The following is an 18,317-nucleotide window of genomic DNA, read 5'->3' on the forward strand; positions in this document are numbered from 1 at the left end:
TCCGGCCATGTTCATGACCAGCGGCTAGCCATTGTGCTCATGAAACAGTTACAGCACAAGTTCCCAATGCTCCAGCCCAAGCACATTTTAGCCGACAAAGGGTATGATGGCATGCCGATTTACGAACACGCTCGAGAGTTAAAAGCTTTTGCACTCATTCCGCTCATTCATCATGCCAAGGAATTACCTGTAGGTTGGAATGAAGATTTTAGCCCCCTTTGCTCACAAGGCCATACCTACCGGTACGACAGCTTTGATCAGAAATATGAGACGTTAAAGTACACGAAGCCAAAAGAATGCAGTGAATGTCCGCTATACAATGAAGGTTGCCAAAAAATCCATAAAATTCGAATCGCAACAAACCATCGTCATCACACCGTCCCTGCACGGGGTAGCGAGTCATTTAAGACACTTTTTAAACAACGTACGGCCGTTGAACGCGTATTCGCATATCTCAAGCTTTATTTAGGTATGGGGACAAGTCGTCTGCGCAGGTCAAGAGCACGTATCGATTTCGATTTAAGCTGTCTAACCTACAATTTGTGCAAGTATGCACTTGATCGGATGAACCAACAAATTGGGATTGTTAAGCAAGCGAGCTAATTTTAAAAAATAATACCGCAATTTTCGGCGGGTATTACCTGGGGCAAATTGCATTATGAAATTGACTCAGTGATACAAGATTTTATCCTACATATTCGACACGAGACCGCCTCCTCCTTGTTCCACAATCATGTATGTTCATTTGAGGCCACCGCATGAATAACTCCTTAATCTCAACGTATGATGTTGTAGAAAGTGCTACAATTCCTGCCTATATCCCCCTCCCTCACTTCAATGTTGTAAAATCTACAACAATTGCGACCCCAAACAGGCGTTTTTGCCTCAAATGGGTCTGAATTGTTGTACAAACTGCAACATCAGCTTGCAAAATAGCTATTGAGGGTGGGAAATGTTGCAGAAAATACAACACTTGGTTGGATTCAATCAGGCAATTTAGTGAAATGTTGCATTTTACGCAGGTCTATTGGTTACCTAAAAAATAGCAAAAAAAAGGCCGCTCATTCGGCAAACTGTTTGTACCCCTACAAACAACCGAAACGAGGCAACCTCATGGAAATTCTGCTATGTTTTCAACTATTCTGCAAACAATATGTGCTGCTTAAATTTTTGCTCGATCAGAGAAATTCTTTGTTCATCCAAGTGCTAAGTTATCTTTTGCCGAATACTACGGGTCATCCTATTTTAAGAATGAACCTCGGTAGATGCCGCTGATGCAAACTGCGAGTGATCTGCAGTCGCCTGCTCATGCAGCTGCAGCTGCTGCGTAGCAAACTCGCGGTACATCTCATGGGACTCCAGCAACTGCTGATGTGTACCACTGCCCGTCACGACGCCTTTGTCCAGGAAGATAATTTGGTCGGCATCTACGACCGTAGATAAGCGATGGGCAATCACCAACGTGGTGCGTCCTTGCATCAAATTTTGCAGCGCCTGCTGCACAACGACCTCCGATTTACTGTCCAGACTCGATGTCGCTTCGTCCAGCATCAGAATCTTCGGATCCCGCAGCAAGGCTCGCGCAATGGCGATCCGCTGCCGTTGTCCACCCGACAGCTTGATGCCGCGTTCGCCGACCTCGGTCTCATACTTCTGCGGAAGGTCCTCGATAAAGTCGTCGGCATATGCCATCTGTGAAGCCCGCTTCAGTTCCTCCAGCGTCACTTCATGCTGCAGGCCGTAACAGATATTGTCCCTAATCGTGCCAGCAATCAGCGGGCTCTCCTGAGAGACATAGCCAATCTGACTTCTCCAAGAAATGAGTGAGAATTGATCAATTCGGTCGGCACCCAACGTGACTGAACCCTTTTGCGGCATATAAAATCTTTCCAAAAGAGAGAACATCGTCGTCTTCCCGCTGCCGCTCGGCCCTACAATGGCCGTTACTTTGCCTGCTTCCATGGTGAAGCTGACATTTTTCAGAACAGAGTCTCCTTCTTTGTAGCTGAAAGATACCTGATCGAAATGAATCGACTGCGAGGCATTCGTGACGGGTACTCCGGCGTGTGGATTCTCTTCTTCATAATCGAGTACCTTGAGGATCGTATCGGTCGCCCCCATCGCCTTTTGTACCTGATTGAAAAATTGCGTAATTTGTGTGATCGGCGCAACAATTTGGAACAAATACAGCATGAATGCAACGAGCTGACCAGCCGAAATAGCTCCAGAGGCAACCTGCATGCCGCCATACCCGAAAAGCACAACAAACAGCATTAGCATGACAAAGGTGACAAGCGGCGCCATTAACGCTTGAATCCGGCCCTCTTTAAGTCCGAATTTGAAAAGCCTTTCAATCCCTGCAGCGCCTTCTTTATACTCAACAGGCTCGGCATTTGCTGCCTTGACTAAGCGCATTTCCGATAGCACTCGATTCAGCACGGAGGTGAAGCCAGCTGTCTCGGCTTGCATGCCCTTGGATATTTTAAACATTTGCCGCCCCAGCGGAAAAAGAATGATGAAGGCTATCGGAAATACGCTGAACATGATGAGTGTCATTTTCCAATCCATAAACAGAAGCACCACAATAGATCCAATGATCGAGATGATCCCCGTGACGAAACCCGACATATGCTCGGCAATGAGTCCCTTTATTACAGCTGTATCATTCGTCATTCGAGAAATCGTATCCCCGGTCTGGTGGTTATCATAGTATTTAATCGGCAGCACGAGCAGCTTCTTCCACAAACGATCCCGAATGCCGGCCACAACACGCTGTCCTGCAAAGTTCAGTAGGTACACCGAAATCCCTGATGCAACAGCCGACGCAACAAAAGCGATCGCCATACCGACAATCTGTCCCCAATTCAAGGAACTAATCGAGAAGCTGTCAACGACATTCTTCGTAAATAGCGGGATCACCAACCCCACCAATGTTGAAATAATACTTAACCCTAAAGCTATGCTTAATACGAGCTTCGGCGGGTTAGCTTGTGCGAGCAAACGAGCGAACCCGCGCCAGTTGCTCTTAACCTTAGGCTCTTCTTTCCTTGTAGCTGCCATCTATCTCTACTCCTTTACCGATTGGATGTTCATCCGTCTCTCTCTTGTATGATCACTTTCTTAGGTATCATACACTTCTATTTTAAACGGAATATAAACAAGATCCCATCGGCCTGCAGGCGGAGAAGCAGCCTCCTATTTCTTTGAACTCTCGCGATAGTACGCCACTGTCTCCGTAAGTGCTGTCCGTAGCGGCGTAGGTCCGGCTTCTCCGCCAAAACGCTGTACAAACTTCCTGCTATCCACTACGAAAGGCTGCTCGTACTGATATAGCATCTCGATAACCTCCTTGGCCGCCGGTAGGAATAGACCACCCAAACGGAGCATCCCACGGCCCATCGTGCCAATGCGCGGAGCGTGTCCTGCAATCTCGTAGGCTAGTTCCGCGAATCGCCGAGCGCTTACGGTCTCTGCATTTGGGACGTGCCACACTTGACCGAAAGCATCTTCATGCTCACTCAGAGTCACGAGGGATCGGCCGAAGTCGTCTACATACGTAAAGGTATGCAGCGCATCAGGGTTCCCAAGCAGTGAAACCGACTTTCCAGCCGCTACCGGCGCGAAAAAGCGCGAGCCTAAAGACGAATTTTCTACTTGAGGTCCGAAGAAATCAGCCCCTCTGCCGATCGTCACTTTCACGATCCCTTTTTGGTGTAAATTCAACAGATCACGAGCAACTTCAGCCCTTACTTTGCCTTTACGCGTGGAAGCCATATAAGCCAGATCTTCATGGATCAACCCCGTAACTTCACCGTACATATAGAGGTTATCCCCCATAATTAGATTCACCTTATGATGGGCAGCGGCTTTTGTAATATGGCTCATCATTTGCTGAAACAAACCATCCCACTTATGATAGGGTGGCGACGCGCATTGAAATACGTTCTTCGCCCCTTTTAACGCAGTTAGAGCACCGCTTTCACTCATCAGGTCTGCTTGCATCACTTCAACACCATCAGGCACACTCGCCCTGCCCGAGGAGTTAACCATTCTTACTTTCTTCCCTCTCCTCAAAAGCTCCTTCATGACGGCCCTGCCCAGCGGACCCGCTCCCAATATGACTTCCATGCTGCTTCCTCCCATATGGTTTTCGCCAGAATGATCGGCTGGCTGTTTCTTATGAAAATAACAATAAACCCTATAGCAGCTATAGGGTCAATACGTTTTTCACAGGAATTTGAAGATCAACAATAAAGTCATCTGTATTCATCATATGGGTAAAATCAATCAAATACCGCTCCAGCACAGGACCGTTTTCTTCATAGCCGTTCAGGCTCATCCAATCCTTTAAACGTTGGAACAGCGATTTGCACGAAACTTCATTAGGAAAACCCGCGTATACCGCGGATATGTAATCCCCGCCTGGCAGCCACCTAGTGAAGGCAGGTTCAGGCTTAGTTGGCAGCAGCGGCACACAGATCTCAATATCGGAGTCGCTCCTGTCAAACGTAAGTATATTTTCATGGTAGATAGTCAAAATGTGTCCATCCATCGTCAATCCGTGCGCTTTGATCTGGTCGAACAGCGCCATAAAACGTATGACTGAAGCCTCCATCCCGCATTCGTCTCTTTTACGTTCGAAAGCGACGAAGCGATCCGGATATGTTTTCAGCTCTACCACAACTTGCGAATGCTCGAATTCGTTGCGCAGCTGCCGCCCGGCGTCCAAATGCCGCAGCCTTTGGTCAATCGTTCCGACAACCGTTTCCAGCGTGCGGATCGTTTCTTCCGCTTCCGCCTTTTTCCCACGCATCAGCTCCGGTATGCCGTCCACGCTTTTGCTTTTGAAAATCTGACCGACCTGCTCTAGTGTGAACTGCATACTCTGCAGGTCCTGAACGATTTTAATCGCAAGAATATCTTGACTGGAGTAGTACCGATAGCCATTCTGCCCATCCACACGGTGAGGCTTTACAAGCCCAATTTTGTCATAGAAATGGAGGGTCTGGATTGAGGTCTGACATATTTTCGCCGTTTGCCCAACGGTGTATCCCTGCGTACTTGGCATAGTTTTCATAGGATGATTACGACTCAGTTGCTATCTGCCAGATCACACCGAAAGGATCTTCCAGACGACCGAACATCGTCCCCCAGAACATGCGTTCGAAAGGCATTTTTACAACGCCACCCTCGGACAGTCCATCAAATATACGGCGCGCTTCTTCTTCGCTGTTAAATGCAAGCGTCAAATCCAACCCTTGGCCTCTTTCGACCGTATCTGTACCTGAATCAGCCATGAAGAAGCGAAGGCCAAGGGCCTGCAGCTCTAGATGCATGACGCGATTTTTGATCGATTCATCCGCATCCGGCATATCTGCGAAAGTACGCAGACTAACCAATTCCCCGCCTAGTGCCTTCACGTAAAAGTCAGCTTGTTTTCTTGCATCACTGCTGTAAATGTATGGAGTTAACGTTGCCATGCTGCTTCCCTCCTAATTAGTAATCGTTGGATACAGACCGATCATACCACCACTTGCCTAGGGAAGTGAATACGATCCCCATACTAAGCGGTCTCTTCCTTGCTCCTTCGCTTCATACAAAAGCGCATCTGCCGCAGCGACTAACTCTGTCGCACTTTGCTCCTTGTCACGAACGGCCGCTCCGAAGCTCATGGTAATATGGAACTTATCCTCGTCAGTACCAAACTCAAGCGCGCGGAGCTTTTCTCTGAATTGATTCAGCAGATCACTAGCGAAATGCCGATCTTGTGTGTACAAAATGATAACAAACTCCTCGCCTCCATAACGAAAGGCACTGCCATGCTCACTAGGAATGCTCGAGTCAAACAATGTTCCGATCGACCGCAGAACCGCATCCCCTGCCTGGTGACCGTACTGATCATTAATGCGTTTGAAATAATCAATATCTCCCATCACAAGGGTAAAATGCTGCCTCCGCGCAATCGTTTCCTTCATTTCCTCTTGAAAGCTGCGGTGATTATAGAGCCCCGTTAGGTAGTCTTTTTTAGCTAAACTCTCGAAAATGCCCCTCTCCACAAAATGCTTTCGCTCCCGCGCCACGATGATGCCGCCAATTACACCGACCATAATCAAAAAAGCAAAGTTGAAAAAATGCCGCGGCAGATCTTCTATCATAAAACCACCATCGACCGTGATTACAACACCGATATAACCAAAAATCACCATGAGAGTTGCCACCATGGCCCCAGCGAGACTCCAATATAATGACGCATGCAAAATAACCAGATAAGCAATTGGATATATGGGACTCTGGGTACCTCCGGTTAGCGAAATAATCGCTACAAAGGCTATGTAATCTAACAGCACTCCCGTCCTCGTTGTGTAGCGATAGAAGGCAGAGTCAATGGGACTGCGATGTATGGCAAATTCCGTTATTCCCATATAAATAACAGCAAAGACAAATAGACTCATAAAAATGATCAGATCGAATGTCGTTTGATGATAATACTTCATAAATAGAATGGTTGACGTCGGTACAAAAAACCACCGTACACAACAATAGGCAATTTCCAAAATGTGGTCAGATCTTCTAGTCACAGGCACGGTGCTATCACTTCCTCGATATAGCATTGTACACTTTTGAAATTCTATGGAAATAACAGGAAGTCCTGCCTCACTCAATTTATATACAACTTTTCTTGCTGAGCGTCGTCTATTACTTTACATGAATAACCATTTATTGGAAAGGTTGTGTTTCATGTTTAAACGACTTCAATCCTTTATTCAGCGACACACGGAAAAAATCGCCGCCATAGTCATCCTTCTCTTCCTGGTAACTTTATTTATCTGGCATTATCCCATTAGGAAAATACCCAACGAACCCGTAGTTACAGGCCCCGCTTCCCAAGAACCATTGGTTACGCCTACTATCCCGCCTGTGAAAACAGCTGATTTTGAGATTCTTGCGTGCCCAGCAGACTTTGACATCTATCCTTCTACGACCCAGAATTCAGGATTTACAGCTGCAAAAATGCCAATTACCAAGTCACTTACTAGCGTCCGCCATGTATCAACAGGTCATCTGCTTGATCAAGCAGGTTATGGCATGGAATTTGGCACCTCATACGCGCTTGCGGAGGATGGCAGTGTTTACCGCTGGGGGAACCTGAGCTTCGAGGCAGGCATACACCCTTCTGGGTTTCCACAAAAGGTGGCAGGAGCTCCGACATCGATTAAACAACTGGATGGACGCTTCGCTCTAACGCATCAAGGTGAGGTGTGGGATCTCGGAATGGGCGAAACACCAATGCCTGTTCAAGAGTTGAAAGGTGCAATCGGCATCGCGCAAGCGTTTGATTCATCGGTGCTCGGCTGGTATCCAAACGGCGTGATTCGTCTGTACGAAACTTGGGGAAGCGATGGAAAACCTTCCACAAAGAAGTGGGAGCTGCAAGGTGAACTAACTGAGATATACGCCAGCCCCTATATAGCCTTAGGTCTACGTAAAGATGGAATCCTTGTCCATTTACAAGATAACTCGTTCCAAAACCCAACTAGTTCACTCCAAAATATTGTGCTTCCCAATGGAGAAAAGCCTACAAAGATCGAGACGACCATGTCTTACTCGACGAAAGCGTATATCCAATCTGATCGACAAAAATGGTACATGATCAATCAGGATAATCAACTCGTTGAAGCGACGGTACCTGACAGTACGATTCAGCCTACAGCGACGCAGCATTACACAGTTGCACTTCAGAAAGATGGAAGTGTGCTCGCATGGGGTGATCTGCAAAGCCTGCTGGGTCCCGATTATCAATCCGTCACGCCTGAGAAAGCGATTCGCCTAGACGGTCTGTCTAGCGTGGCTAAACTTGCAGTCGGTTCCGATCATGTCCTGGCTCTAACCACCGACCGTCAGCTGTTATCCTTGGGTTCCAACATGTATGGCCAATTAGGACGTTCATCTGTTTATACCGCAGTCCCAATTGCGATAGGACAGTGGCCTGGACTTGATGAGCTTTATCCTTCCTATGAATCCTACATCGCTATTAAAGACGGGGATGCCTGGTTATGGAAGACGGATGATACGCCAAAGCCTCTACTGCTAGGGCAAAAAGTTAGCAAAGCTCTGAACAGCCATATGCTGCTAACATCAAACGGTCACCTGCTTCTTCTTGATCCAGACGGCAGCCAAACATGCAGGATGCTGCAAACTCCCGAACCTATTGTTGATGTTAGCCACACCCGAAATGGTTTCCTCATGGTTTTGCGGGGTGGGCGAACCCTTTATGCCCAAGGCATAGAAGGGAACTCAGGACCGCTGAAGGTTTCTGATTTCATCTTGAATCCACGACCGAAGGGCGTCGTAACCCGCGTGTTCGGATCTCCTTCCGCGTTTGCTTTGACGGATCAAGGCGAACTCTATTTCGCGACTGAGATGGTCAAAGGAGCCTTCAGCCCTGATATGGTCTCAGCTCAGGCGGGAACGTCCTTCAGGCAGTTTTCTCCTATGGACTATGTGTTTAACGAAGGTTCCCGGTTCGTCGCCTTAGCCTTAGATGAACAAAACAAGGTGCATGAGCTTACCCTCAAACAGACAGAAGGAAGTTCAGAGACTAATATATTTACGGTTGAGATAAAGAAAACGGATCATCAGGCGCAGCAATTAACAGGCGGGGCCTACATTGATTCGCAAGGCATTATTCATGATACGAACCTATTTGCCGATAACCATGTTTCTTTACCAGATTCATCGAAACTTGTTACTACTTCATCTTATTATCATTTCCCGATTGAAGGAAGAGCTTACTTTTCTCATCATTTTGTTACGCAGGATGGAACTATCTACTGGCTGGGAGATCGGCCTTTCACGCGTCAGGAATCCAAAGCAGGCGCTGTCGTTATACCCTAACAGAGGCCAGATTTTGTTTTTCACTGTTTCTTCTATACAATGAAAGGGTAAGTACATACTACCTACAGAGTCACTGAGGAGGGAATTCGATGAATAATTTTACATTTTACAATCCAACCACACTGCATTTCGGTCAGGGACAACTGGAGAAATTAACAGCTGAGGTACCTAAATATGGCAAGAATGTGCTGCTCGTCTATGGCGGCGGGAGCATTAAGCAGAATGGCATTTATACGAACGTCGTTCATATTCTGAAAGGCTTGGATGTAAATATCTTCGAACTGAGCGGTGTAGAGCCTAACCCGAGACTAACAACTGTTCATCGGGGTGTAGACATGTGCCGCAAGCAGAACATTGACCTCATTCTCGCCGTCGGCGGAGGCAGCGTCATCGACTGCGCCAAAGCAATTGCAGTAGGAGCGAAGTACGCGGGTGACTTCTGGGATATCGTTACAAGGAAGGCTTCTCCAACGGGGGCGCTGCCCTTAGGAACTGTCCTCACGATCGCAGCAACAGGCTCAGAAATGAACTCCGGTTCTGTTATTACGAATTGGGAGACGAAAGAGAAACTCGGTTGGGGCAGTCCGTTCTCATTCCCAAAATTCTCGATTCTAGACCCAGCTCACACGACTTCCTTGCCAGAAAATCAGACCGTATACGGCATGGTTGATATCATGTCTCACGTGTTTGAACAGTACTTCCATCATACGTCTAATACACCCTTGCAGGATGGCTTCTGTGAAACAATCCTTCGCACAGTGATCGATACGGCTCCGCGCTTGCTGCGAGATCTTGATGATCTGGAAGAACGCGCAACGATCCTATATAGCGGCACAATGGCGCTTAACGGTGTCCTGAGCATGGGTGTTCGCGGCGATTGGGCCACACATAATCTGGAGCATGCCGTGTCAGCCGTTCACGATATTCCGCACGGAGGCGGTCTAGCAATCCTCTTCCCGAACTGGATGACCTACACACTCGATGCCAACGTGGCACGGTTCAAACAGTTCGCACAGAACGTCTTTGACATTGATGCGATAGACAAATCGGACCGCCAAGTTGCGGAGGAAGGCATCGCCGCTCTTCGTGAATTCTTAGCCTCCATTGGTGCGCCAAGCCGACTGTCCGATTACGACATCGACGACTCGACAATTGAGCTCATGGCCGATAAAGCCATGGTTTACGGGGATTTTGGTAACTTTAAGAAGCTGACACGCGAAGATGTTGTAAACATTTATCGGATGTCATTATGAGAAAATAGGAGTGAGCTGACATTATTGTCGGCTCACTCTTTTTCTTTCTGTGGAAAATGCTGCAAAATCATTTACAGACAGGATTTCATATGAAATACTTATAGGGAAATTATCCCTTTTATGGAGGTTGGGTTGATATGAGCGAGGTTCGTATGTCAAGTCCGATTAAGAATCGAATTAGCAATGTCTTTATTCCCGTTCGGAATATTGAGCATGCACGGGATTGGTACTGTAGGTTACTTGGTGTAGCTCCTGACGGGGATATCTTATTCGGGCACCTCTACGCTCTTCCCATGGATGGAACATCCCTTGTGCTTGATCAAATGCCCATGTGGGGCGGCAACGAGCCAGGTGGCCCTCCAACTTATCAAACACCTGCTTTTATGTTTCAAACCGAGAATATTCAAGCTTCTTATGAATTTATGAAAAATAACGAGGTTGAGCTTGTTACAGAGATCCAAAATGAACAATGGTTCGCTTTTCGAGATCCGGACGGCAACCTGCTTATGGTTTGTAAATAACACGTACTAACTACTGAATACTTAAAGCGACGAGGATCATACTATATCCATGAAAAAACTAACTTTTACAGCCGATCAATTGGTCAGTTCCACCACAGCCTCCAAAAAATTTGGCGAGCTGCGTAGGAAGGCGAAGCAGCTACCCCAATTCATAACAGAGAATGGTGTCGTCGATACGGTATTAGTCGGGTACCCTTACTTCGAGCAAATGTTTGAAAGACTGACTCAGCTAGAACAACAAGAGGAAGAGCGAATTCTGAATGAACGAATAGATCGAATCACGCAAGACCCTGCCTCTATTTTGATTTGGAAAGAAATCCGCAAAGAACCGCACGAAGGAGCGATTGGTTATTCGTTTTGATACAGGAGCAGCTCAGGAGTATTGGCAGTTGGATTTTTCCGTATTAGATGAAGTCAATCAAGCCATCGATGAATTGAGTTATCGAGCGAATGAGGTTGGCGAAGAGCTTAGCCATAATTCCAATCCTAAATTCGCAGGTTGCAAAGAGATTGCCTTACAGGAGGCTGGCATCCGAATTGTTTTTAGGATAACTAACGATATTGTAGAAATTCTGCGCGTGGTCCCTGTTTCTCATATAATGGCAGCTGAGGCCCCTAATTATAAGGCATTAGACCATTTTCCAGGCAACCATCGGAATGAATTCATTTTAGCTATACAAAAATGGAAACAAGAATATGAACTGCAATAAAGGCACGTATCTTGTTAAAACCATTCAAGAAACTCCAGGCGATTGCCGAATGGGTCATTCAAATAGAATCGCTTTACTCCCTCGTCGTCTCTTGCATCATCTGGAATGGTTTGTATGTTGTGATTTGCCAAATATGTCTGCAACTCGTCTAATTGACTTACCTGAAATGCTGGATGAGCTTTTGTAGCAGGAACAAAATCTTTTTGAACCCCGATGTGAACCTGATGAATACCGCATTGAAACCAAACACCGCCGCGTTTCCTTAAGTTTTCAGGTTTCGGGATTTCTGTCCAGCCTAGTAATGTTGCAAAAAAATTTCTCGCCTCATCTTCACAGCCTTCAGGAGCCGCTAATTGGATATGGTCAATCCCATGAAATGAAAAGTTCATACATAACCCCTCCAAGAGATATTTCATCTGATGAAATATAGATATATTCCACTGTTTATTTGTGCATGAATGAGATGAGTTTATAGCTCGAAAGCGATATCTTTCAAGATGCTGTTATAGGAAAAATTCCAATAGCATTCGTTATCTATAATCCTGAATCAGAACGCCATTGGAAAAATCCAATGGAATTCAACAATAACGCGAAAGTGCAGGTATTTTTACTAAAATCGTTTGAAAAGAGGAAATGCCTGCTATTATGCAGGAATTTTTAGCTTTCCCATCCTGCAATTAAAAAAAGACCGTAAAAGCCTGCACGATTGCAGGCTTTTACGAATAGGATCCATCAAAGAAAAAAAGCATGTATAATTGCAGGCTTATCACAAAGCAACCATAGTCACTTCTCCTCGTTAAATTTCGCTCCAACCAAAACATATAAATTTTTTCAACGAAAGGCGAAGATCCTTCTATACAAATGGGTTCTTCGCCTTTTTTAGTGCCTCGCTCTAAGTTATGGCTATATTCGCAAAGCATGGCATAAAACTATTTAACGCTGGCCCTGCAGCACTGTGTAATCCCGCCACTCTTCCGGCAGTAGACGTTGATATAGCGGCTGCAGGTAGCGGTCGTCGATCAAAAGTAGAACGCCGCGATCCGTTTCGGAGCGGATCAAGCGCCCGCCAGCCTGCTGCACTTTGTTCATGCCTGGGAACACATAAGCATACTCGTAACCGTTTTTGCCGGTACTGTCCATGTACGCCTTGATAAGATTGCGTTCCGGCCCAAGCTGCGGCAAACCGACGCCGACGACCGCCACACCTGTTAGCCGGTCGCCCACAAGATCAATGCCCTCCGAGAAGATACCGCCCATCACAGCAAAGCCCACAAGCGTCTTCTTCGTTCCCGCTTGAAACTCCGCAAGAAACTGCTCCCTCTCCTCCTCCGACATCTTCGTCTGCTGCACGAGAACTTGGAGCTGACTTCTCGGCTCCTCTTCTGGGAGCATGCCCTCATCCTGCTCACCTACGAGGTCAGTGAAAGCTTCATATACGCTGCTCATATAAGCATACGAAGGAAAAAACACCAAATAATTACCTGAACGCTTCGCCATCAACTCATACAGCGAGCGGGCAATCGGCTCGCGACTGCGCTCGCGATCCTGGTAGCGAGTTGACACAGGCTGAACGAAGACGTCCAGCTGCTCTTTGGAAAAAGGGGACGGCACCGTCACTGAATAGTCGTCCTCCCCCGCCCCTAGCGTGTCCATGAAGTAGGACAGCGGCGAGAGGGTCGCGGAGAAAAACACATGTGACCGATACCCCTTGCCCATCTGCCGAAGCAAGTGGGAGGGATCAAGGCAGAACAGCTTTACGCTGACCTCGTTCCCTTCACATACCATGAACGTCACATACCGTTCATCGTACAGCTTCGCTATGCGCACAAAATTTTGTGCGCCGAAGTAAGCCTCCAGCAGCAGCGGGGTTTTGGGCGTTATGGGAACTATGGAGCTTCCGATGGTATCTATGGCTTTAGCACTTTCGTTGGTTTCCGAGTTCTCTGGGTTCTCAGGGATCTGAGGGTTCCCCGGGTTCTCCGCCATTCGGCCAGTTTCGGCACTTCCCGGGCTTGCCGAGTCCACTAAACCTCTGCCGCCTGCCCCGGCCAGCTCTTTTTCCGCTGCTGCAATAAACACGTCCAGCAGCCCGATTAACGGCTCCGGCAGCTCCGGTTCCACCTGCATCTGGCGATCCCCGATCTGCTTACGCATCGCAATAAAGTACTGATTAATCGCCTTGGCCGCATCATGCAGCTCGGCTCGAACACCCTTAAACTCCCGCTGCAGCGCAAGGAAATCCGATTTATTTAAAACGCTGGAATACATCTCACGCGCACGGTCCACTAAATTATGAGCCTCATCTACAAGCAACGAGGTTTGCCGCTTCTGTTCCTCGAACAGCCTTTTCAAATTCACACGAGGGTCGAAAATATAATTATAATCGCAAATGACAGCATCCGCTGCATAGGCGACATCGAGTGAAAACTCAAAAGGACACACCCGATGCTTTCGCGCATATGTCTCAATGACAGTACGCGTCATAATAGTCTCATTTTTCAAGAGATCGAGTACTGCTTCATTAATCCGGTCATAATAGCCGTCTGCGAACTCACAATGCTCTTTCGAGCACCGCACTTCCTCCTTAAAGCACACTTTCTCCTTCGCCGTGATTGTGACGACTTGCAGCCTAAGTCCCCCAGCCTGCAGAAGCGAATAAGCTTCTTCCGCAGCGGTACGGGTAGTTGTTCTCGCCGTCAAATAAAAGATTCGCTGCAGCAGTCCCTCACCGATCGCTTTGACCGATGGAAATAGGGTCGACATCGTCTTACCGATGCCCGTTGGCGCCTTGGCGAACAGCTTGCGCCCTTCGTTTATCGTTTTGTATACCGCACCGGCCAGCTTACGCTGCCCTTCACGATAACTTGAGAACGGGAAAGACAGCTCCTTGATGCTCTGATTCCTGCGCTGTTCATGCTCGTTTCTCGCCTGTGCATATGGATAATACCGCTCCACCACGTCAAACATGAACTGCTCAAGCTCGTCCGATGACACGTCCACAACAAATCGCCGAGTCTCTTCCGTATCAACCTGCATATACGTGAGTTGAATTCGTATACGGCTTAGCCCTCGATCTTTGGACACCATATAGGCATAGCATTTCGCTTGTGCCCAATGAACCGGATAGGAATCTTCCTCGATCTGCCCAATATCGGATGAGGTTGATTTGATTTCGTCCACGGTAACCGTGTCGGCATCCATCAGAAGCCCGTCACAGCGCCCATCAATGACAAATACTAGCTCCTCATAAGCGATCTCTGCTGAAACATAAACCTCATGCTGGTCCGACTCACCGTATTGCTTTTGCACTTTTTGATGCGCTTTGGTCCCTTCCGTCAGCGCACGGCTCGTCCGAAAACCTGACTCAATACTGCCGCTTCGATACACATATTCCACCAGGGAGCGCACGGAAATGTTGACGTTAGGGGTCATCTCTATTTTTTCTCCGTCCTAGAACATTTGTTCTTTATTGTAGCATGCACCAGTACTAAATAGCTACTTCTCTCACTATAAATGGAAGTAAGTTACATACATGTCGACTTCATTTTATACCATTTAGACTTATGAAAGGGCCACCTGCATGTACTATTTCAGCAAGTACTTTCTCAAACTTCTGCGGATGAATAACAAGTTCATTTTCGTCGTTGCCGTCGCGTTTATCGTCCTATCTTCCGTGAGCGCTTACCTATTGGAAAAAGAAACCTTTGGCAGTCTCTTCAATGGCTTATGGTGGGTCATGACGACCGTTACGACAACCGGCTATGGGGATTATTTTCCGAAAACCGTGGCAGGCAAATTCCTCGGTATGTTTCTCTACATCTTCGGAATAGGTCTAATCTCCGTCACCATCGGTAAAGTTATCGACTCATTATTCGTATACAGACAGCGAAAGGAAGAAGGCAAATTGAGATATCAAGGCGAACAACATTTTGTGATCGTAGACTGGAGCAAAAACGCCGAGTTGGCGATACAAGAAATTCTAAACACGGACTCAGAAACGGAGATCGTCCTCATTGATACGTTGGAGAAAACACCTATCGTTCATGAGCGCGTCCATTATATCCAAGGAAGTCCGACCCTTGTTGAAACGTTGGAAAAAGCTAATATGAACAAAGCGCGTTCTGTGTTCATCTTTGCCAATGAAACAACGGAAGATCAAGCGATGCTTCGCGATCCCTCCTTTGTCGACGGCAAAACACTGCTCGTTGCCACGACCATTGAGCGGAATTACCGCAACGTGCACTCCATTGTAGAAATCAAAAACAGCGAAAACATGCAAAACTTCCTGCACGTCAACGTGAACGAGTTCATTCTTGGATCCGAGACGATCTCACAGCTTGCCGTTCGCTCTGCCTTTTCACCAGGCTCTTCCCGTATTGTTTCACAGCTTTTAACCAGACAATCGGGCGATAATCTTCATGTTCTTGGCAAAAGAAAATCGTGGAGCACCTACCGTGACGCATTCGAGCAGCTGCTCCAAGAGGGCGCGACATTGATCTCCGACGGCGATCAATTGAATATCAACCGCAAGCTGGATCAGCTCATCCCTGAAGATGCGCGGCTGTTCGTCATCTGCGATATCGATACATACGAACGCATCTCTGCAGGCAAATAGCACAAAAAAGGACACCACTCTCTATAATGATGAGAGTCGGTGTCCTTTCAAATTTATCCCTTCGGCTGAACCCAGCGAAACGGTGTCGTATTAAAAAACAAGTTCGGATTGACCTGCACATTGTGCGCCCAAAAGGTAAAGTGCAAATGCGGCCCGGTAGAGAACCCGGTCGTGCCGACGAGCCCAATGATATCGCCCTGCTTGACCCGATCCCCCGCTTTCACGCGCAGCTCCGAGAGATGGGCGTACTGCGAGAAAAGCCCCATCCCATGGTCAATATAGATGGCATTGCCGGTCAAATACAGGGTTTCCGCCAGCGCGACTACCCCGTCGTTCGTAGCTTTGATCGGGGTGCCTTCCTTCGCGGCCAGATCAATGGCCAGATGAGAGCTGTCGTATTTCCCGTTCACATAACGGGTGTACCCATACGGTGTCGTCAAAATCCCCTCGACGGGCTGCACGAACGGCCCGCTGAACAGAAACTCCGGCTCGGACTTACTTCGCGCCAGATCAATCTTCTTCTGGTCGGCTGCTATGCGACCCGTGTCCTGCTTCATGCTTTCCATCTCAGCGGTTACCTTCAGATACTGCGTTTCGAACTTCTTCGGTTGAATGGTTAGCGTCTGATCACCGATCGGATATTTCCCCGGCTTTGCACTCATCGTAATCGGCAAATACGTAAAGTATCCCGTTCCATAAGGCTGAAGAGTATATGTTTTATTCAACCAAGTAACACTACCAGGTTCATTATGACGCACTAGCACCACATCCCCTGGAGCTGCGCTATCCGGAACGAGCTTCCATTTCGAACCGATGACCGCTTTGGCATCCTCTTTGGTTCCGTAGAGCGCCGATTCCATCTTCAGCTGCTGCAGATGATTTTTCTCTTTCAAAATGGCCTCTTTAACCTCAGCCGTCATACCGTCCACCCAGGTCTGTCCACCATCTGTCGTGATGAGCAGTGGGTTTTTACTATCCTTCGTACTGGCGAGAAGCACCCATCCGATACGAGGCGTCAGGAACTGCGATTGCTTCACTTGTAAAGAGGCATTGCCCACTGTGACCGTAAGCGGTTTGGGGCTGTCCTGACTTGCCGATCCTGAACTTGCCTCTAGGCTAAGAAGCTCCATGATCGGCCCGCCTGTTGGCATGGTGCCTCCTGCTTCCTCGGCGGTGATGTCTGTTCCGAGCGCTTCTTGCCACTGCGCCCCACCATCCTCTGTTCTCGCGATTCCATCTGCATATTTCAACCAGCCGTGATCGAAGTCGAGCATGTGGAATTCCACAGCCTCTCGCGGCGGTGGTGTTGGCAGCGGTGTTGCTACTGCAACAGCAGGCGTATTGTCTTTCCAAGAGAATGGTGCGCTGAATGGCGTTTTACCAACCAAAATCACCACACACGCGGCAAGTAAGCAGGCGCCGGCCAATAACGGCCATTGACGACGTTTTCTTGATTTCACTGACATTTTTCCTCCCCCGCTTACAAGTGAGTTATAGAGAGCTGCTATCGGAATGCCGAAATCTTATTACTGCTTATGTGGAACACAAAAAACCCGAAGACATCCATGCCTCCGGGTTTCGTTATATTAAATTTGCACGCCCTTTTTGAGCGCTTTCTGATCCGTATTCGTGTTATTAACTAAAGGAAGTAACTTGACACTTCGAACCATAGTGGACTGACATAAATGACAAGTCGGCACGTGATCGAATGCAAAATTATCTCGCATCCAGCCTTTACAGCCTTCTTTTTCACAAGACCATACCGTCACATTTTCTAGAGGCATCTCTTCAAGCGACTTTTTTCTGGAATACATGGATAAACCTCCTTAGAGTTTTACGTTAGTAAAACTAGCTTGGTAAGCATTGACGCAGCGTTTTGCTATTTGCAAAACATTCTTCGCCCTCATAAGCTAAATTGAAAAAGACTGCCATTACACAAGTAAAGGCAGTCTTTTTAATTATATTACAGTTTTACAACGTTTTCTGCTTGTGGTCCGCGGTTGCCTTGAACAACGCTGAACTCAACGTGTTGGCCTTCGTCCAAAGTTTTGAAACCGTCGCCTTGGATTGCGGAGAAGTGAACGAATACATCGTTGCCGCCTTCAACTTCGATGAAACCGAAACCTTTTTCTGCGTTAAACCATTTTACTGTACCAGTAGCCATGAGAAATACCTCCAAAAATTATTAACATGTTTTTTATTCTTCAAAGAGAAAAAATTCACACATTGTATAAGGTTCACTAACAAAAATGAAAACCCTTTACAATATGTGAATTCAGGTTCTTTTTGTCGATTGGATTTATCATACCACACACCGCTTGAA

The 18,317-nt window shown here is 47.3% G+C and carries 17 protein-coding genes; 7 read left to right on the forward strand and 10 right to left on the reverse strand.

Features of this window, described 5'->3' with window-relative positions:
* The coding region (locus tag AC58U0_RS21460; protein WP_497381025.1) for a transposase at positions 1-603 on the forward strand (603 nt) is incomplete at its 5' end.
* A gap of 642 nt (positions 604-1,245) precedes the next feature.
* Here AC58U0_RS21460 and AC58U0_RS21465 read toward each other — a convergent pair.
* The 5 genes from AC58U0_RS21465 to AC58U0_RS21485 all read right to left on the reverse strand — a co-directional run bounded on the left by AC58U0_RS21465 (position 1,246) and on the right by AC58U0_RS21485 (position 6,584).
* A complete protein-coding gene (locus AC58U0_RS21465) occupies positions 1,246-3,060 on the reverse strand; it encodes an ABC transporter ATP-binding protein (protein ID WP_497381026.1) in 1,815 nt (604 codons plus the stop codon).
* 135 nt (positions 3,061-3,195) lie between these two features.
* The gene (locus AC58U0_RS21470) at positions 3,196-4,128 is read right to left on the reverse strand and encodes an NAD-dependent epimerase/dehydratase family protein (RefSeq protein WP_497381028.1); all 933 of its coding nucleotides are present in this window, start codon (positions 4,126-4,128) and stop codon (positions 3,196-3,198) included.
* Between the two features lie 79 nt (positions 4,129-4,207).
* Positions 4,208-5,077: a MerR family transcriptional regulator gene (locus tag AC58U0_RS21475; RefSeq protein ID WP_497381029.1), complete on the reverse strand. Its 870-nt coding sequence runs from the start codon at positions 5,075-5,077 to the stop codon at positions 4,208-4,210.
* A gap of 7 nt (positions 5,078-5,084) precedes the next feature.
* Positions 5,085-5,480, reverse strand: coding sequence for a VOC family protein (locus tag AC58U0_RS21480; RefSeq protein ID WP_497381030.1), 396 nt, complete (start codon positions 5,478-5,480; stop codon positions 5,085-5,087).
* A gap of 57 nt (positions 5,481-5,537) precedes the next feature.
* Entirely contained in the window at positions 5,538-6,584 is a 1,047-nt protein-coding gene (locus AC58U0_RS21485; protein ID WP_497381031.1) for a GGDEF domain-containing protein, read from the reverse strand.
* A 154-nt stretch (positions 6,585-6,738) separates the two neighbouring features.
* Here AC58U0_RS21485 and AC58U0_RS21490 point away from each other — a divergent pair, with 154 nt between their 5' ends.
* The 5 genes from AC58U0_RS21490 to AC58U0_RS21510 all read left to right on the forward strand — a co-directional run bounded on the left by AC58U0_RS21490 (position 6,739) and on the right by AC58U0_RS21510 (position 11,379).
* Positions 6,739-8,895, forward strand: a complete 2,157-nt coding sequence (locus AC58U0_RS21490) for an RCC1 domain-containing protein (protein ID WP_497381033.1) — start codon at positions 6,739-6,741, stop codon at positions 8,893-8,895.
* Between the two features lie 89 nt (positions 8,896-8,984).
* Entirely contained in the window at positions 8,985-10,148 is a 1,164-nt protein-coding gene (locus tag AC58U0_RS21495) for an iron-containing alcohol dehydrogenase (protein ID WP_497381034.1), read from the forward strand.
* A gap of 137 nt (positions 10,149-10,285) precedes the next feature.
* A complete protein-coding gene (locus AC58U0_RS21500) occupies positions 10,286-10,669 on the forward strand; it encodes a VOC family protein (protein ID WP_497381035.1) in 384 nt (127 codons plus the stop codon).
* A gap of 49 nt (positions 10,670-10,718) precedes the next feature.
* The gene (locus AC58U0_RS21505; protein WP_497381036.1) at positions 10,719-11,030 is read left to right on the forward strand and encodes a hypothetical protein; all 312 of its coding nucleotides are present in this window, start codon (positions 10,719-10,721) and stop codon (positions 11,028-11,030) included.
* Positions 11,014-11,379, forward strand: coding sequence for a hypothetical protein (locus tag AC58U0_RS21510; RefSeq protein WP_497381037.1), 366 nt, complete (start codon positions 11,014-11,016; stop codon positions 11,377-11,379). Before AC58U0_RS21505 ends, AC58U0_RS21510 begins: the two co-directional genes overlap by 17 nt.
* 14 nt (positions 11,380-11,393) lie before the next feature.
* Here the strand turns inward: AC58U0_RS21510 and AC58U0_RS21515 are convergent, their stop codons facing one another.
* Positions 11,394-11,768 carry a VOC family protein gene (locus AC58U0_RS21515; protein ID WP_497381038.1) on the reverse strand — a complete coding sequence of 125 codons (375 nt, stop codon included), beginning with the start codon at positions 11,766-11,768 and terminating at the stop codon, positions 11,394-11,396.
* 544 nt (positions 11,769-12,312) lie between these two features.
* Entirely contained in the window at positions 12,313-14,811 is a 2,499-nt protein-coding gene (locus AC58U0_RS21520) for an ATP-dependent DNA helicase (protein ID WP_497381039.1), read from the reverse strand.
* Positions 14,812-14,959: 148 nt separating this feature from the next.
* On the opposite strand from AC58U0_RS21520, the gene AC58U0_RS21525 reads away from it, so the two are divergent.
* Positions 14,960-15,994 carry an ion channel gene (locus tag AC58U0_RS21525; RefSeq protein WP_497381040.1) on the forward strand — a complete coding sequence of 345 codons (1,035 nt, stop codon included), beginning with the start codon at positions 14,960-14,962 and terminating at the stop codon, positions 15,992-15,994.
* 53 nt (positions 15,995-16,047) lie between these two features.
* On the opposite strand, the gene AC58U0_RS21530 is transcribed toward AC58U0_RS21525, so the two are convergent.
* The 3 genes from AC58U0_RS21530 to AC58U0_RS21540 all read right to left on the reverse strand — a co-directional run bounded on the left by AC58U0_RS21530 (position 16,048) and on the right by AC58U0_RS21540 (position 18,158).
* Complete coding sequence (locus AC58U0_RS21530) at positions 16,048-17,460, reverse strand: M23 family metallopeptidase (protein WP_497381041.1); 1,413 nt, start codon at positions 17,458-17,460, stop codon at positions 16,048-16,050.
* Positions 17,461-17,580: 120 nt separating this feature from the next.
* The gene (locus AC58U0_RS21535) at positions 17,581-17,808 is read right to left on the reverse strand and encodes a cold-shock protein (protein ID WP_029199449.1); all 228 of its coding nucleotides are present in this window, start codon (positions 17,806-17,808) and stop codon (positions 17,581-17,583) included.
* A 149-nt stretch (positions 17,809-17,957) separates the two neighbouring features.
* A complete protein-coding gene (locus AC58U0_RS21540; protein ID WP_029199448.1) occupies positions 17,958-18,158 on the reverse strand; it encodes a cold-shock protein in 201 nt (66 codons plus the stop codon).
* Positions 18,159-18,317: the final 159 nt, after the last annotated feature.

The sequence above is a fragment of the Paenibacillus sp. J31P190 genome (assembly GCF_059692075.1).

Coding starts and splice junctions, on each gene's coding strand:
- AC58U0_RS21465 (WP_497381026.1), bottom strand. CDS start 3,060: ATGGCAGCTACAAGGAAAGAAGAGCCTAAGGTTAAGAGCAACTGGCGC.
- AC58U0_RS21470 (WP_497381028.1), bottom strand. CDS start 4,128: ATGGAAGTCATATTGGGAGCGGGTCCGCTGGGCAGGGCCGTCATGAAG.
- AC58U0_RS21475 (WP_497381029.1), bottom strand. CDS start 5,077: ATGAAAACTATGCCAAGTACGCAGGGATACACCGTTGGGCAAACGGCG.
- AC58U0_RS21480 (WP_497381030.1), bottom strand. CDS start 5,480: ATGGCAACGTTAACTCCATACATTTACAGCAGTGATGCAAGAAAACAA.
- AC58U0_RS21490 (WP_497381033.1), top strand. CDS start 6,739: ATGTTTAAACGACTTCAATCCTTTATTCAGCGACACACGGAAAAAATC.
- AC58U0_RS21495 (WP_497381034.1), top strand. CDS start 8,985: ATGAATAATTTTACATTTTACAATCCAACCACACTGCATTTCGGTCAG.
- AC58U0_RS21500 (WP_497381035.1), top strand. CDS start 10,286: ATGAGCGAGGTTCGTATGTCAAGTCCGATTAAGAATCGAATTAGCAAT.
- AC58U0_RS21505 (WP_497381036.1), top strand. CDS start 10,719: ATGAAAAAACTAACTTTTACAGCCGATCAATTGGTCAGTTCCACCACA.
- AC58U0_RS21515 (WP_497381038.1), bottom strand. CDS start 11,768: ATGAACTTTTCATTTCATGGGATTGACCATATCCAATTAGCGGCTCCT.
- AC58U0_RS21520 (WP_497381039.1), bottom strand. CDS start 14,811: ATGACCCCTAACGTCAACATTTCCGTGCGCTCCCTGGTGGAATATGTG.
- AC58U0_RS21525 (WP_497381040.1), top strand. CDS start 14,960: ATGTACTATTTCAGCAAGTACTTTCTCAAACTTCTGCGGATGAATAAC.
- AC58U0_RS21530 (WP_497381041.1), bottom strand. CDS start 17,460: ATGTCAGTGAAATCAAGAAAACGTCGTCAATGGCCGTTATTGGCCGGC.
- AC58U0_RS21535 (WP_029199449.1), bottom strand. CDS start 17,808: ATGTATTCCAGAAAAAAGTCGCTTGAAGAGATGCCTCTAGAAAATGTG.
- AC58U0_RS21540 (WP_029199448.1), bottom strand. CDS start 18,158: ATGGCTACTGGTACAGTAAAATGGTTTAACGCAGAAAAAGGTTTCGGT.